18 protein-coding genes and 2 pseudogenes are annotated in these 14,434 nt (G+C 68.7%); 11 read left to right on the forward strand and 9 right to left on the reverse strand.

The window, feature by feature from the left end:
* Window positions 1-5: 5 nt before the first annotated feature.
* The 5 genes from fba to gap form a co-directional block, all read right to left on the reverse strand.
* Window positions 6-1,076, reverse strand: coding sequence for a class II fructose-bisphosphate aldolase (gene fba, locus CIW48_RS16985; RefSeq protein WP_149311813.1), 1,071 nt, complete (start codon window positions 1,074-1,076; stop codon window positions 6-8).
* A gap of 109 nt (window positions 1,077-1,185) precedes the next feature.
* Window positions 1,186-1,458, reverse strand: a complete 273-nt coding sequence (locus CIW48_RS16990; RefSeq protein ID WP_149311814.1) for a hypothetical protein — start codon at window positions 1,456-1,458, stop codon at window positions 1,186-1,188.
* Window positions 1,459-1,537: 79 nt separating this feature from the next.
* Entirely contained in the window at window positions 1,538-2,740 is a 1,203-nt protein-coding gene (locus CIW48_RS16995) for a phosphoglycerate kinase (RefSeq protein ID WP_149311815.1), read from the reverse strand.
* Between the two features lie 35 nt (window positions 2,741-2,775).
* Window positions 2,776-3,249 (reverse strand): hypothetical protein, encoded by a 474-nt coding sequence (locus tag CIW48_RS17000; RefSeq protein ID WP_149311816.1) that lies wholly within the window; start codon window positions 3,247-3,249, stop codon window positions 2,776-2,778.
* An 89-nt stretch (window positions 3,250-3,338) separates the two neighbouring features.
* The gene (gene gap / locus CIW48_RS17005; protein ID WP_149311817.1) at window positions 3,339-4,343 is read right to left on the reverse strand and encodes a type I glyceraldehyde-3-phosphate dehydrogenase; all 1,005 of its coding nucleotides are present in this window, start codon (window positions 4,341-4,343) and stop codon (window positions 3,339-3,341) included.
* 449 nt (window positions 4,344-4,792) lie between these two features.
* Between gap and CIW48_RS17010 the strand changes: the two genes are divergently transcribed.
* Entirely contained in the window at window positions 4,793-5,077 is a 285-nt protein-coding gene (locus CIW48_RS17010) for a DUF4164 family protein (protein WP_149311818.1), read from the forward strand.
* Between the two features lie 17 nt (window positions 5,078-5,094).
* Window positions 5,095-5,466, forward strand: coding sequence for a cell division protein ZapA (locus CIW48_RS17015; protein WP_149311819.1), 372 nt, complete (start codon window positions 5,095-5,097; stop codon window positions 5,464-5,466).
* A gap of 311 nt (window positions 5,467-5,777) precedes the next feature.
* Here CIW48_RS17015 and CIW48_RS17020 read toward each other — a convergent pair.
* Window positions 5,778-6,022 (reverse strand): annotated as a pseudogene (locus CIW48_RS17020) (helix-turn-helix domain-containing protein); the annotation flags it as partial.
* A gap of 171 nt (window positions 6,023-6,193) precedes the next feature.
* Between CIW48_RS17020 and CIW48_RS17025 the strand changes: the two are divergent.
* Window positions 6,194-6,766 carry an NAD(P)H-binding protein gene (locus CIW48_RS17025; protein ID WP_348645130.1) on the forward strand — a complete coding sequence of 191 codons (573 nt, stop codon included), beginning with the start codon at window positions 6,194-6,196 and terminating at the stop codon, window positions 6,764-6,766.
* Between the two features lie 24 nt (window positions 6,767-6,790).
* Window positions 6,791-7,069 (forward strand): hypothetical protein, encoded by a 279-nt coding sequence (locus CIW48_RS34705; protein WP_348645131.1) that lies wholly within the window; start codon window positions 6,791-6,793, stop codon window positions 7,067-7,069.
* Window positions 7,070-7,122: 53 nt separating this feature from the next.
* Here CIW48_RS34705 and CIW48_RS17030 read toward each other — a convergent pair whose 3' ends face one another.
* From CIW48_RS17030 to CIW48_RS17040, 3 genes and pseudogenes are all read right to left on the reverse strand, one after another.
* A complete protein-coding gene (locus CIW48_RS17030; RefSeq protein WP_149311820.1) occupies window positions 7,123-7,791 on the reverse strand; it encodes a GntR family transcriptional regulator in 669 nt (222 codons plus the stop codon).
* A gap of 68 nt (window positions 7,792-7,859) precedes the next feature.
* Window positions 7,860-8,271 (reverse strand): annotated as a pseudogene (locus CIW48_RS17035) (hypothetical protein).
* 55 nt (window positions 8,272-8,326) lie between these two features.
* A complete protein-coding gene (locus tag CIW48_RS17040) occupies window positions 8,327-8,608 on the reverse strand; it encodes a malonate transporter subunit MadL (RefSeq protein ID WP_149311821.1) in 282 nt (93 codons plus the stop codon).
* A 185-nt stretch (window positions 8,609-8,793) separates the two neighbouring features.
* On the opposite strand from CIW48_RS17040, the gene mdcA reads away from it, so the two are divergent.
* The 7 genes from mdcA to CIW48_RS17075 all read left to right on the forward strand — a co-directional run.
* Window positions 8,794-10,440: a malonate decarboxylase subunit alpha gene (mdcA, locus tag CIW48_RS17045; RefSeq protein ID WP_149311822.1), complete on the forward strand. Its 1,647-nt coding sequence runs from the start codon at window positions 8,794-8,796 to the stop codon at window positions 10,438-10,440.
* A 39-nt stretch (window positions 10,441-10,479) separates the two neighbouring features.
* The gene (gene mdcC / locus CIW48_RS17050) at window positions 10,480-10,788 is read left to right on the forward strand and encodes a malonate decarboxylase acyl carrier protein (RefSeq protein ID WP_149311823.1); all 309 of its coding nucleotides are present in this window, start codon (window positions 10,480-10,482) and stop codon (window positions 10,786-10,788) included.
* A 2-nt stretch (window positions 10,789-10,790) separates the two neighbouring features.
* Complete coding sequence (locus CIW48_RS17055) at window positions 10,791-11,720, forward strand: biotin-independent malonate decarboxylase subunit beta (protein ID WP_149311824.1); 930 nt, start codon at window positions 10,791-10,793, stop codon at window positions 11,718-11,720.
* The gene (gene mdcE, locus CIW48_RS17060) at window positions 11,707-12,423 is read left to right on the forward strand and encodes a biotin-independent malonate decarboxylase subunit gamma (protein ID WP_149311825.1); all 717 of its coding nucleotides are present in this window, start codon (window positions 11,707-11,709) and stop codon (window positions 12,421-12,423) included. The genes CIW48_RS17055 and mdcE overlap by 14 nt, the downstream gene beginning before the upstream one ends.
* Window positions 12,416-13,075, forward strand: a complete 660-nt coding sequence (gene mdcG, locus CIW48_RS17065) for a malonate decarboxylase holo-[acyl-carrier-protein] synthase (RefSeq protein WP_149311826.1) — start codon at window positions 12,416-12,418, stop codon at window positions 13,073-13,075. Before mdcE ends, mdcG begins: the two co-directional genes overlap by 8 nt.
* Entirely contained in the window at window positions 13,072-13,998 is a 927-nt protein-coding gene (locus tag CIW48_RS17070) for an acyltransferase domain-containing protein (protein WP_149311827.1), read from the forward strand. The genes mdcG and CIW48_RS17070 overlap by 4 nt, the downstream gene beginning before the upstream one ends.
* 165 nt (window positions 13,999-14,163) lie before the next feature.
* The coding region (locus CIW48_RS17075; protein ID WP_149311828.1) for a GDP-mannose 4,6-dehydratase at window positions 14,164-14,434 on the forward strand (271 nt) is incomplete at its 3' end.

Raw genomic sequence — 14,434 nt, forward strand, 5'->3', positions numbered from 1 at the left:
GCGTTCTACCGCGCGCCGATCTTCGGATCGAGAGAGCCGCTGGCGTAGCGCTTGGCCATCTCGGCGACGGAGATCGGCCGGATCTTCGAGCCCTTGCCGGCGGTGTCGAACTCCTCAAAGCGCTGCTTGCACAGCTTCGTCATGGCTTCCATGGCGGGCTTCAGATACTTACGCGGGTCGAATTCCGAAGGGTTCTCGGTGAGCACCTTCCGAATCTGGCCGGTCATCGCCATGCGGTTGTCGGTGTCGATGTTGATCTTGCGCACGCCATGCTTGATTCCGCGCTGGATCTCCTCGACCGGGACGCCCCAGGTCGGCTTCATCTGACCGCCGTATTGGTTGATGATGTCCTGCAGGTCCTGGGGCACCGACGAGGAGCCGTGCATGACGAGGTGGGTCGTCGGCAGGCGGCGGTGGATCTCCTCGATCACGTTCATCGCCAGCACCTCGCCGTCGGGCTTGCGAGTGAACTTGTAGGCGCCGTGGCTGGTACCCATGGCCACCGCCAGCGCGTCGACCTTCGTGGCCTCGACGAACTTCACCGCCTCGTCCGGGTCGGTGAGGAGCTGGTCGTGGCTCAGCGTGCCCTCGGCGCCGTGGCCGTCCTCGGCCTCGCCCTGGCCGCTCTCGAGCGAGCCGAGCACGCCCAACTCGCCCTCGACCGAGACACCAGCCCAATGGGCCATCTTGGTGACGTTGCGGGTGATCTCGACATTGTAGTTGTAGTCGGCGGGGGTCTTGCCGTCGGCCTTCAGCGAGCCGTCCATCATCACCGATGTGAAGCCATACTGGATCGCTGTGGCGCAGGTGGCTTCGTTGTTGCCGTGGTCGAGATGCATGCAGACCGGGATGTGCGGGTAGATCTCGACAAGACCGTCGATCAGCTTGGCCAGCACGACGTCGTTCGCGTAGGCGCGGGCGCCGCGACTCGCCTGGAGGATCACCGGCGCGTCGGCGGCGTCGGCCGCCGCCATGATAGCGAGCCCCTGCTCCATGTTGTTCAGGTTGAAGGCGGGCACGCCGTACTCGTATTCAGCGGCGTGATCGAGGAGCTGCCGGAGGGTGATGCGTGCCATCGTGCGTGTCTTCCCGTTTCCCGTTTGGTCGTCCGCCCGATCGCCGGAGGCGCCGTCAGGCCCTCAGCTGAGCTGTATCGTGTCGCTCTGCCGAGTGCCTTGCTTTCGGTCAATCTCCCAGGCGGCGCAGGGCATTCTTTCGGCGGATGATCCTCAGCGGGTCCGGCCCACTGACCCGCGCGTCGAAGTCGCCCGCTCTGGCCCGCCTCATCACGAGCATCCCCGCCGCGTTCCCGCGATCGTTGCGCGTGTCGAGATTGGGGCGATCGGTCCATGCCTCAAGTCTATCGAAGCGCGCCACCGTCTCCGCCCTCGGATCTGCGAGGCTCGTCTGAATGCCCTTCAGGATCTCGAATCCCGCGTTCTCCACGTCGTCACCCATCGACCCGGCTCCCGGCTGAAGACGGCCGGCAATAGAGATAGGGCCGTGCCGCCGCGGGAGGAGAGCAAGGCGGGCCGTCTCAGCCCTTCGCCCGCAGCGCCTCGACGCCCGGGAGGGCCTTTCCCTCGAGCCACTCGAGGAAGGCGCCGCCGGCGGTCGAGACGTAGGTGAAGTCCTGCGCCACCCCGGCATGGTTGAGCGCGGCTACGGTGTCGCCACCGCCCGCTACCGAAACGAGCTGGCCGTCCTTTGTCCGCGCGGCCGCGTGCTTGGCGGCGGCCACGGTGGCGGCGTCGAACGGGGCGAGCTCGAAGGCGCCCAGCGGGCCGTTCCAAACGAGGGTTTTGGCCCCGTCGATGGCGGCGTTGATCTCGGCGACCGAGCGCGGTCCGGCATCGAGGATCATGCTCGCGTCCGGCACGGCATCCACCGGCACGGTCTTGTGGGGGGCCTGCGCCTTGAACTCGGTCGCGGCGACCGCGTCGACCGGTAGGATGATCCGGCAGCCGGCCTTCTCGGCCGCCGCCAGGATCCGCGTGGCGGTCTCGGCGAGATCCTTCTCGCAGAGGGACTTGCCGATCCCCTTGCCCTGCGCGTGCAGGAAGGTGTTGGCCATGCCGCCGCCGATGACCAGCATGTCGACCTTGGCGACGAGGTTCTCCAGGAGATCGATCTTGGACGAGACCTTGGCGCCGCCGACCAGCGCGATCACCGGGCGCTGCGGCGATTCCAGGCCCTTGGTCAGCGCGTCGAGTTCGGCCTGCATCTCGCGGCCGGCATAGGCCGGCAGCCGGTGCGCCAGACCCTCGGTGGACGCGTGGGCGCGGTGGGCCGCCGAGAAGGCCTCGTTGACGTAGACATCGCCGTTCGCCGCCAGGGCGTCCGCGAAGGCCGCATCGTTCTTCTCCTCGCCCGGATGGTAGCGGGTGTTCTCGAGGAGGAGGACGTCGCCGTCCTTCAGGGCCGCGACCGCCTCCGCGGCCGCGTCGCCGACGCAGTCCGCCGCGAAGGCGACGCCGCGCCCGAGGGCGGCGCTCAGCGCCGGAACCACCGGCTCAAGGGAATCCTTCGGCTCGCGCTTGCCCTTCGGCCGGCCGAAATGAGCGAGCAGGATCACCTTGGCGCCCTGGTCGGCGACCTCGCGGATCGTCGGCGCGACGCGCTCGATCCGGGTCGCGTCGGTCACCCGGCCGTTCTCCATTGGCACGTTCAGGTCGACGCGCATGAGGACGCGCTTTCCCGCGAGGGAGCCGGCATCGTCGAGGGTGCGGAAGGCGCTCATGCGGTCTGGTGCGGTCCTGTGCAAAGTGAGGGCGATTACTGCGCGGTGGAGCCGATTGTGGCCCGCTGCGGCAGCAGGCGGTCGAGATTGAGCCGCTGGACGGCGACCATCAGGACCACGGTCAGGATGGCAGTGATCACGGCCGTGAGGACGAGGGCACCGGTCCCGGGCAGGCGCCGGGTGCGCTCGGCGAGGCCGCGCATCTCCGTCCGGAGCGCCGCGACGTCGGACTGGCGCGCGGATTCATTCATCCGGTTCGCGGCGTTCTCGACCTTGTCCTCGACCCGGGACAGCAGCGCCTCGGAGCGGGCGTACTTGTCCTCGATGCGCGAGCACTTGTCCTCGATGCGCGCGAGCTGGTCGAAGAGCTGGTTGGCCGGGAGCGCGTGGGACGGGACCGCGGACGCGGCAGGTGCAGCGGTCGGTGAGGTGGGCGGCGGCGGAGCCGGCCTGGGGGTGGGCGGCGCGGCAGCCAGTCCGCTCGACGTGCCCTGCGAAGCGTCGGTCATCCCTGGAGAGTCCCTGGTTCGAAGATAGGCCGTCCGAAGAGTGGTGCGGCCGCCGATCTCTCAGAAGGCGGCGACCGCTGTAGTCCGGCTCAGATGAGCTTGGCCATCGCCACGGCGGTGTCGGCCATGCGGTTCGAGAAGCCCCACTCGTTGTCGTACCACGTCAGGATGCGCACCAGCACGCCGTCCATGACCTTGGTCTGGTCGAGGTGGAAGGTCGAGGAATGCGGATCGTGGTTGAAGTCGATCGAGACGTTCGGCCGGTCGGTGACGCCCAGGACCCCCTTGAGCGGGCCGGCCGCCGCGGCCTTGATGGCGTCGTTGATTTCCTGGACCGTGGTCGCCCGCTTGGCCGTGAAGACGAGGTCCACTGCCGAGACGTTCGGGGTCGGCACGCGGATCGCGGTGCCGTCGAGCTTGCCCTTGAGCTCCGGCAGCACGAGGCCGACCGCCTTAGCGGCGCCGGTCGAGGTCGGGATCATCGAGAGCGCCGCGGCGCGGGCCCGGTAGAGATCCTTGTGCATCTGATCCAGCGACGGCTGGTCGTTGGTGTAGGAGTGGATCGTGGTCATGAAGCCGCGCTCGATGCCGACGGCCTCGTCCAGCACCTTCGCCACCGGGGCGAGGCAGTTCGTGGTGCAGGAAGCGTTCGAGACCACAAGGTGCTCGCTCGACAGCTTGTCGTGATTCACGCCGTAGACCACCGTCAGGTCGGCGCCGTCGGCCGGGGCCGAGACGAGGACGCGCTTGGCGCCGGCGTCGAGATGGGCCTTCGCCTTGTCCTTCGAGGCGAAGATGCCGGTGCATTCGAGCGCGATATCGACGCCGAGGTCGCGATGGGGCAGCTCCGCCGGGTTGCGCACGGCCGTGACCTTGATGCGCTTGCCGTTTACCACCAGAAACTCGCCGTCGACGGCGACCTCGCCGGGGAAGCGACCGTGCACGGAGTCGAAGCGGAGCAGGTGGGCGTTGGTCTCCACCGGGCCGAGATCGTTGATCGCCACGACCTCGATGTCGTTGCGGCCCGCCTCGGCGATCGCGCGCAGGACGTTGCGGCCGATGCGTCCGAACCCGTTGATGGCAACCTTCGTCACGGCGTGACTCCTTCCTGATGCGGCTCGCCGCGCGCCGGACCTGGGATCGGTCCGCGGAGCGGTCTCGGCGGCCCGTCATACCGTCCAGGCCGGGCCGGGCGGATCTGGGCGGGCGGATTTGAACCTGCGATGAACCGGACCGGGAGAGGCCGGGCTTCGACGCCCGTGACCGTCGGATCGGACGGTGCCGGCTGAGGCCTCGGAACTGTCGCGGACCGGCCCTCCGGCATGTCTCGCGCGGTCCCTCTTCGGGATCGCGCGGCTGTCTAGCATGGCGCCTCGACCTGTCAAACGCATCGCCATGACAAAGACCTTCGTTCCACCGACCAATAAGCAAGGATCGCGACGATCCATTCGGTGAACGGCCGGATCGGGGATCGTTCGCGATTTCGCGCTGGAATTTCGCCTGCATTCGACGGAAAGCTTCAGGTCGAGGTAGACGAAGACCCATGGCCGACAAGACCGAGACCCGTTCCATCGACGACGCGCTCAGCCGGCTCGAAGCGGCGATCAACCGCCTCGATGCCGTCGTCCAGCATCGCCTCGACGCCGACGCCGAGCCCGACGATCGGGATGCGGAACTCGCCCTCATGGATGAGGATCGGGCGCGCCTCGCCGCAGCCCTCGATGCGGCGAGCGCCCGGCTCGCGACGGTCACGACGGCCACCGGGGAGGTCGGCCACCGGCTCGACCGTGCGATCGAGTCCGTCCAGGATGTCCTCGGACGCGTCTGAGCCCAGCGGAGCCACCCTTGCCGCAGATCAACGTGACCATCGACGGCCGCAGCTACCGTATGGCGTGCGGCGAGGGCGAGGAGGCGCATCTCACGGGTCTCGCCGCAACCCTCGACGGGCGTATCGGCGAGATGCGCAAGAGCTTCGGCGAGATCGGCGACATGCGCCTTCAGGTCATGGCGGCGCTGACCATCGTCGACGAACTCGCGGAATTGCGCGCGCGTATCGCGACCCTGGAGACCGACGTCACGAAGCTGCGCGCTACTGCCGAAGCCGCCGACCGCGCGCGGGCGCAGGACGCCGAGAGGGCGGCGTTCGGGATCGAGCGGGCCGCAGAGCATATCGGGAAGCTCGCCGACGCCCTGAGCGCATCGGGGCCACGCGCCTGATGCTTCAGTCTGCAGCTAGAGGCTGGGCGCTGAGCCAATTCAAGGGACTGTTCGGAGGCGTGTCTCGATCGCCCGGTATGGACGGATCGCAGCCACGCCGACCCGTCATCCCGGGGCTGCAAAGCGGAGCCCGGAATTCAGCCGCGCCGACGCGGCAAGGCTTGGCATGGAATGAGGTTCTGGGTTTTTGGGTTCGCCTCCGGCGTCGCAGAACAACGGTGCAGATCGACGGCAAGAGATGTCACGGTGCATCCGCATATTGCTCTCCGTGACCTCCTGACGAAGTCGGGATTTTCCGCGGACGACCGCTCCTAGGCAGATGCCGCATCGAACCGCGACTGGGCCGCCTGGATGGCGCCATGGCTCTGTTCAGCCCATCGGACGAGGAGGGAGAGCGGGTCAATCGGTCCGCCCCCGCGAGATCCGTGAGCTGGTATTCCACGCACGGTGGCTTGATCGGGAACACCGTCCGCGCGACGAAGCCGTCCCGCTCCAGATCCCGCAACCTCTGGGTCAGCATCCGTTTTGAGATGTCGGGCAGCGTGCGCAGGAGCGCGCAGGATCGAGGGTCGCGGTCTGCCGGGAGGCGTACTCCTCCGCCAAGTCGGTGCGGCCGGTCAGCACGAGGGTTCGGTCGCGGTTACCTGATCCCAAAATCCTGCCTCCTTCACCGGCCGGACGGTCTCATCAAGGGGCCTTGTTCCGATAAGGCCCCTCCGGGCACAGCATGATGGCCCCCGATCGACCCGCTCTGTTCGTTACCGGCGCCACCGGTCAGCTCGGCTGTCAGGTCGTCGCGACGTTGCTGGCGGGTGCCCGCCAGCGCAATCGGGGCCGTTGCCCGCAGCATCGAGAGCGCGCTCGCCCGAACCTGCAGGATCGCGGTGTTGCGGTCCATGAGGCTGAATATGCGAGTCCGTCGACGCTCGATGCCGCGTTTCAGGGTGTCGAGTGCCTGCTGCTCATCGCTTCCAGCGAAATCGGACGATGCGTCGCGCAACATCGCAACGTCATCGACAGCGCGAAGCGAGCGGGCGTGGCGCTGATCGCCTCTACCAGCCTCCTGCATGCCGACATGTCGCCGCTCGCCCTCGCCGAGGAGCATCGACAGACCGAGCGACTGCTCGAAGCCTCCGGTATCCCGTTCGTCCTGCTGCAGAGGGGCTGGTACACGGAGAATTATGCCGCCGCGATTGCGCCTTCGCTTGCCCATGACGCTCTTCTGGGCTGTGCGGGCGACGGCCGGATCGCCTCGGCGGCACGGGCGGATTGTGCGGCCGCCGCGGCACTCACCGCCTAGAACCAGGGCAGCCGCGTCTACGAGTTGGCAGGCGACGAGGCTTATACGCTGACAGAGTTTGCCGCGGCGATCGGCGCCGCCGCCAAGAAATCGATCGCATACCACGATCTGCCGCAGGCGGAGTATCGCGCGGCTCTGGCTGCAGCGGGTCTGCAGGAGGAGGTCGCCGCGTTGCTGGCCGATGCGGATGCGGCCGCAGTGCGGGGCGCCTTGAACGACGGCAGCCGCCAGCTGAGCGCGCTGATCGGCCGGCCGACCGCGCCATACCGGTCGACGACCGATGCGGAGGTCGCGCAACTCTGAGGCCCGGGGGCGGGTCGCACGCCGGCGCTTTCGCCCCGTCCTGACTCAGAGTTTCATTCTGTCCCGGCGATGTAGCGCCCCAGCGCCGCGGCTGCCCGGAGCATGTGGGCGCGCATGCGCCGGGCGGCCGTTTCGCCATCGCCTTCCGCGATCGCCGACAGGATTTCACCGTGCTCCTCCCGGGAGCGGCGGATCCGGTCGGCGTGGCGCAGCTGGGTGCGCCGGAAGGCGGCGAGACGCTCGCGGATCGCAAGCGCCTGCTCCGCCATGAAGCCGTTATGGGTCGCGGTGTAGAGTGCCTCGTGGAAGACGCGGTTGAACCGGTCGTAGGTGTCGACATCGCCCGCCTCGACCGCCGCGGCGGATGCCTCGTGGAGTTCCATGAGCTGTCCCCGTTCCAAGGGCGTCATCCGGTAGGTGGCGAGCCGGGCGCACATCGCCTCTATCTCGGCGGTGGTCTCGAACATGTCGGCGATCCGCTGCGGCGTCAGGCGCGCCACCACCACGCCCCGTCGGGGCCGCATCTCCACGAGCCCCGAGGCTGCGAGCTGACGCAGCGCCTCCCGGACGGGCGTGCGCGACGCGCCGTAGCGATCGGCCAGGTTCTGCTCGTCGAGTGCCGTGCCGGCCGCGATCGTCCCCGACGCGATGGCGTCGGTGAGCGCGTCGCGGATCCGGTCCGAGAGCAGCCCGCTGTCGATCTTCTGAAAGTCCCCCTGCATCCGCCGTTCCTCAATCATCCCGTGAGCGGCGCCTGCCAGTCCTCGGGAAGACGAGGCGCAACCATACCCTAATCGGCGGGCACGGATCGGCATTTCGACCGGCGCGCCGGAATGCTGCCGCGTCTGCCGATCAGGAACCGCGCCGTCAGGAACTGGATCAAGCGTCCGACGAGGCAGCTGATACCGGTTTGGAACGTCACCGTCAGCGCGCCGTAGGGGACGAGCTTCGGATCGGTCGCCGCGAGGCCGCCCGCAGCCCCGCTGACCGTGCCCATTCGACGAGGGCCTTCTTCCCGTCGTGTAAGGCCCGGCGACATAGACGAGCACCAGCCCCAGCACGATCAGGATGGTGGAGCCGTGGACGCGGCCGTTGGTGAGATGCTTGGCGGCGAAGTTTGAGACGAGGATCAGCGCACCGACAACCGCGAAGGCGGCCGTGAGACTTTGCTCAACGAAGACGTGCTCGATACCGTGCCAGATGTCGTGTCCCAGGTCGGTCAGCCCGTCCTTTCAGCGGGCTCGGCGTCGCCGCCGATCACGCGGAGCCGCCGTGCTCCACGGCGCCGCTGCCTGGATCGCACCGGCCAGTCCGGCTGACCAGGGCGACGGCACCGAAGCACGGGACCAGGGAGCCGGCCGCGGAATTGAGCAGGATCATGGCGATGGCGACGCCGCCGACATTGGCGTTCACGCGCAGAGCGAGGCCGAGGGGATCACCGAGATAGTAGAGGCCCGTCCGCGTGCAGCCGGCGAGCAGGGCGACACTAGGGGCGATCGTCGGCGTTGCCCCTTCATGGGGCGTCTTCTCCGACCCCATTCAGCGGCCGTGCGTTCGCATGCAGGATGGAGGCCTCCTTTCCGGAGTGGCCTGCTGAAATCAGCCTTAAGTATGCAAGACGTTGACTGGGCGGCGATCACGTATGCGATTTGGCGAGCGGAGCTGGTTTAAAAATACCAGCGCGGCCGCTATGTATCGTTCGGTACACCGATGGGAGCACGCGGATGGGCGAGTGGCGCGGTGAGGGGAAGGCGCGCGACGCGCGCATCGCGGCGGGGCGCGCCCATGCGAACGGCAAGGTCGTGCCGGCTGCGGCCGTCGTAGATCTGCTGGAAGCCATCCTGCGGCCCGGTGATCGTGTCTGCCTCGAGGGTGACAACCAGAAGCAGGCCGACTGCCTTGCCCGCGGCCTGAGCGCCTGCGACCCCGCCAAGATCCACGACCTGCACATGGTCCAGTCGGGGATCGTGCTGCCCGAGCATCTCGACGTGTTCGAGACAGGGATCGCGAAGCGGCTCGACTACTCGTATTCCGGTCCGCAGGGTGCCCGCATAGCCAAGATGCTCTACGGCGGCCAAATCGAGCTCGGGGCCGTCCATACCTACCTGGAGCTGTTCGCCCGCTACTTCGTCGACCTGACGCCCAACGTGGCTCTGATCGCGGGCGTCTCCGCCGACCGCGACGGCAACTTGTATACGGGTCCGAATACCGAGGACACGCCGACCGTCGTGGAGGCGACCGCCTTCAAGAACGGCGTCGTGGTCGCGCAGGTCAACGCGGTCGTCGATACGGTCCCGCGGGTCGACATCCCGGGCGACCGAATCGACTTCGTGGTCAAGGCCGACAAGCCGTTCTACGTGGAGCCGCTCTTCACCCGCGACCCGGCTGCGATGACCGAGACGCAGATCCTGATCGCCATGATGGCGATCAAGGGGATCTACGCCGAGTACGGCATCAAGCGGCTTAACCACGGCATCGGGTTCGGGACGGCGGCGATCGAGCTGCTGCTGCCGACCTACGGCGAGAAACTCGGCCTCAAGGGGAAAATCGCCACCCACTGGGCGCTCAACCCGCACCCGACCCTGATCCCGGCGATTGAATCCGGCTGGGTCAAGCAGATCCACTGCTTCGGCTCGGAAGTCGGGATGGACCGCTACATTCGCGAGCGGACCGACATCTTCTTCACCGGCGCCGACGGGAGCCTGCGCTCGAACCGGGCCTTCTGCCAGACCGCCGGCCTCTACGCCTGCGACATGTTCATCGGCGCGACGCTTCAGATCGACCTGATGGGCCATTCCTCGACCATAACCCAGTCGCGCGTGGCGGGGTTCGGCGGGGCGCCCAACATGGGCTCGGACCCTCACGGCCGCCGCCATCCTTCCGATGCCTGGATGAAGGCCGGCCGCGAGGGCCAGATCGTCGGCGATCCCGCGCTGATGCGCGGGCGCAAGCTCGTGGTGCAGCTGGTCGAAACCTTCGGCGAGAAGCTGGTTCCCACTTTCGTTGAGAAGCTCGACGCTCTTGAGCTGGCGAAGTCCATCGGTCTCGAGCTGGCGCCGGTCATGATCTACGCTGACGACGTGACCCACATCGTCACCGAGGAGGGCATCGCGAATCTGCTCCTCTGCCGGGACGCCGACGAGCGCGAGCAGGCGATTCGGGGCGTGGCTGGCTACACCGACGTCGGTCGCGGCCGCGACCGGGCAAAAGTCGAGGAGCTGCGCGCCCGGGGCGTCATCCGCCGCCCAGAGGATCTTGGCATCGAGCCTCTGGACGCCGACCGTGCGCTGCTCGCGGCGAAGTCGATCAAGGATCTCGTGCATTGGTCCGGCGGGCTCTACGAGCCGCCGGCCCGGTTCCGGAACTGGTGAGCGGCGCGCGATGAAGGGTCCTCTCTCAAGGAGCCGGCGATGGAAACCCTGACCTTCCGCCACACCACCAAGAAGCCGCTGGCCGGCTCGGTGCCGAACGCGATCACCGGTGTCGTGGCGTCCGGCAACCTCGAGATCTTGCTCGAGCGGGTTCTGCCGCCGGATGCCTGCGAGGTGGCCATTGAGACCCCGATCGCCGGCTACGGAGACGTCTGGGAGGCGGTGGTGGCCGATTTCGTCGCCCGGGCGCAGCCGGGGGGGCTTCGCATCAGCATCAATGACGGCGGCGCCCGCCCCGACACCGTGTCGCTGCGCCTGCTCCAGGGCGCGCGGCTGATGGAGGTCTGACCATGGCTGGCAACCGCGCCGCGAGCATCGATCCGGACACCCTGAGCTGGTACGAGGCAACCGCCCGCCAGCGCGTTGCGGCGCTCACCGATCTCGGAAGCTTCCGCGAGTTCCTGCCGCCGACCGAGCGGCGCATGAGCCCGCACCTCCCGCTCTTCGATCTGCCGCGCGCCTTCGACGACGGCATCGTAGTCGGTCGCGCGCGTCTCGACGGTGCCCCGATCCTGATCGCCGCACAGGAGGGCCGGTTCATGGGCGGGGCCTTCGGTGAGGTGCACGGGGGCAAGCTTGTCGGCCTGCTCCGGGCGGCCCTGGAACTGAAGCCCAAGGCCGTGCTGATTCTGTTCGACACCGGCGGCGTCCGACTTCAGGAGGCCAATGCCGGCGAGACGGCGATTGCAGAGACCATGCGCGCCATCGTCGACGCCCGCGCTGCCGGCATCCCGGTCATCGGGCTGATCGGCGGCCGGGCCGGCTGCTACGGAGGCGGCGGCCTGATCGCCGGTACCTGCTCGCGGCTCGCCGTGTCGGAGGGCGGCCGCATCTCGGTGTCCGGGCCTGAAGTGATTGAGACCAACAAGGGCGCCGAGGAGTTCGATTCCCGCGACCGGGCGCTGGTCTGGCGGACCATGGGCGGCAAGCACCGCCGCCTCACTGGGGGCGCCGACGCCTTCTGCGCCGACACGGTCTCAGCCTTCCGCAAGGCCGCCCTCGCTCTCGTCGGGCGCGCGCCGGCCTTCGACCTGCAGACTCTGGAGGCCGAGCAGGCGCGCCTGGAAGCCCGGATCGACCAGTTCGGAGACTGCCGCGACGCCGCCGATGTCTGGGCGCGCCTCGGCGTGAACGATCCTGAATCCGTGCCGGCGATGGACACGGCGGCCTTCGACGAGACCGTGGCCCGCAGCCCGGAGGCCGATCATGACGCTCGCTGAGATCCTCGCCTCCCTGTTCCCGCAGGGCCACGCGGTCGCGGTGCGCGACGGCCTCGTGACCGGCACCGGTCCCTTCGCGGGCAGCCAGATGCACGTGGTGGGCGTCGATGGCGACACACCCCTCGGCGTCGACGGGGCGCTCATCCTTTCGCGCGTCGTGCTCGACGCCGTGCGGGCTGGCGACCGTGCGCCGATCCTCGTGGCGGTGGATTCCGACAGCCAGCGCATGAGCCGCCGCGACGAGCTGCTGGGCCTCAACGAATGCCTCGCGCATCTCGCCAAGGCGATCCTCCTGGCCGACCGGTCCGGCCACCCGACGATCGGGCTGATCTACGGTCATTCGGCCGCGGGCGCCTTCATCGCCACGGCGCTCGCCACGCGAGTCCTGGCGGCTTTGCCCGGGGCGAATCCGAGCGTGATGGATCTTCCGTCCGTCGCCCGTGTGACCAAGCTGCCCCTCGACAAGCTGAAGGACATGGCGAAGTCGACGCCCGTCTTCGCGCCAGGACTCGACAACATGGTGGCGACCGGCGCGGTCCACGTCGTTCTGGAGCCAAACCTCTCCCTGGAAGGGCAGATCCGCGCGCTGATCGACGGGATGCGTGCGGGTGATGTTCGGGACCGGCTCGGCGAGGAGCGGGGCGGCCGCCCGGTGGCGCGCGCCATCGCGGCCGCGATCGCCGATCAGGCCCGCCTTGGCTGAGGCCTTTCAGCGCCACGACCTCGTTCACGTCGACCCGGTGGCATGGACGGCCTGCCTGGCGAACCGGTCCGATCTTCGCGATGTCCCGCACCTGAAGGGATGGGCCGAGGCCGGCCGACCGGTGATCGTTCGCCGCCGGGCCCCGGGGGAGGGGGACGACGCGGTTCCGCTCGGCCTGCCGCTGCCACCCGCGGACGGCAAGCGACGGATTGGCCTCTCGTTGCCCCCGACTGCGCTATCTCGCGCGCCCATGGTCAGCCTCGCCGACGCTGCCGCTCAGGCACCGACTCCTTGGGGGTCGACCATTGCGACGCTGACGGCGCTCGGCCGCCGGCACGAGATCGTGCCGCGGCCCTTCGGCAGCCTCCTCTGGCAGGCCGTCACGGGCCTGACCTACCTGAGCGCAACCTCCGACCTCGATGTGCTCTGGCGCTGCCGACTGCCGGTGCCTCTGAGCCTGCTCGACGGCATCGCCGCCGCGGCGGAGACGGCGCCGATGGGCATCGACGGGGAGATCCTGGTGCCGGACGGCGCCGGTCTGCACTGGCGCGAGCTGCGCGACGCACCGGTGGATGGATCGGTGCTCGCCAAGAGCCTTGATCGGCTGGCCCTGCGACCCGTCGCCGGACTGCGCGCCCGCAGGCCCGCATGACCCTGGCGCTCCTCCTCTCCGGCCAAGGCGGCCAGCACCCCGCGATGTTCGACCTCACGGCCGATCACCCGGCAGCCCAGGACGTATTCGCCGCCGCCAGGCCGCTTCTCGACGGTGCTGACCCGCGCGATCTGGCCCGAAAGGGCGGCCGCGACCTCCATGCAAATCGCACGGGCCAGATCCTGTGCTGCGTCTCCGCCCTGACGGCGTGGCGCGCGCTCGGTGGAGCGCCATCCGACCGCATGATCGTGGCCGGCTACAGCATCGGCGATCTCGCGGCGTGGGGCGTTGCTGGACGCCTCGACTTCGCAGACGTGCTTGCCCTGGCCGCCCGACGCGCGGAGGCCATGGATGCCGCCTCCGGCGCGGGGTTCGGGCTCGCGGGCGTGCGGGGCCTGAGGCTCGACGCGCTCGAAGGTCTCGCCGCCCGGCACAATTGCCATCTCGCCATCCGCAACGCGGCCGATAGCGGCGTTGTCGGCGGCCGGCTTGAATCCCTCGAGGCGCTGTGCCGGGAGGCAGCCGGCTCGGGCGCGCAGCGAGCCGTGATCCTTACCGTCCGCACGCCTTCACACACGCCCCTGCTGAACGCCGCGACGGCGGCTTTTCGGGAGGCGCTCGCCGCCGCGCCGCCGCGCCGCCCGCCGCCAAGCGCGCCGCGGCTCCTCAGCGGCCTGGACGGTGCCGCGGTGTTCCGCGACGTGGAAGGACGGGAGAAGCTGGCTCTGCAGATCTCGCGCACGATCGACTGGGCAGCCTGCCTGGAGGCCTGCCGGGAATTCGGAGCCGATCGCGTGCTTGAACTCGGGCCCGGCCACGCCCTTGCCACCATGGCGCGGGCGGCGCTGCCGGAGGCGCGCGTCCATGCCATGGACGAATTCCGCTCAGTCATGGGCGTGACAGACTGGCTCGCGCGACCTTAGCCGTGCGGCGCTTCTTCTGCGGAGGCTCGTGCCGCCGCAGGGCTAGTCTGGTGATGTAGGAATCAGGCCTCAGTCCCTTGCGACAATACTGATGTCGAGACCTCGCCTTGACGCGTAGGCCGTCACGGTCGTAGCAGCCGGGCATCTTCGGAACGGGACGGGTTCATGACGGCCAAGCGAGCGCTGATCACAGGTGTGACGGGCCAGGACGGTGCGTATCTGGCGCAGCTGCTCCTGCAGAAGGGCTACGCCGTCACCGGCATCGTGCGCCGCTCCAGCCATGCCGGCGTGTTCGATCACCGGTTGAAGTGGCTCGGCATCCTCGACGGTGTCGAGTTGGTCGACGGCAACCTGCTCGACCAATCCGCCCTGCTGCGCATCGTCCAAGCCGCCAAGCCGGACGAGATCTACAACCTGGCCGCCCAGTCCTTCGTCA

This window comes from Methylobacterium sp. P1-11, assembly GCF_008329595.1.
GTDB lineage: Bacteria > Pseudomonadota > Alphaproteobacteria > Rhizobiales > Beijerinckiaceae > Methylobacterium.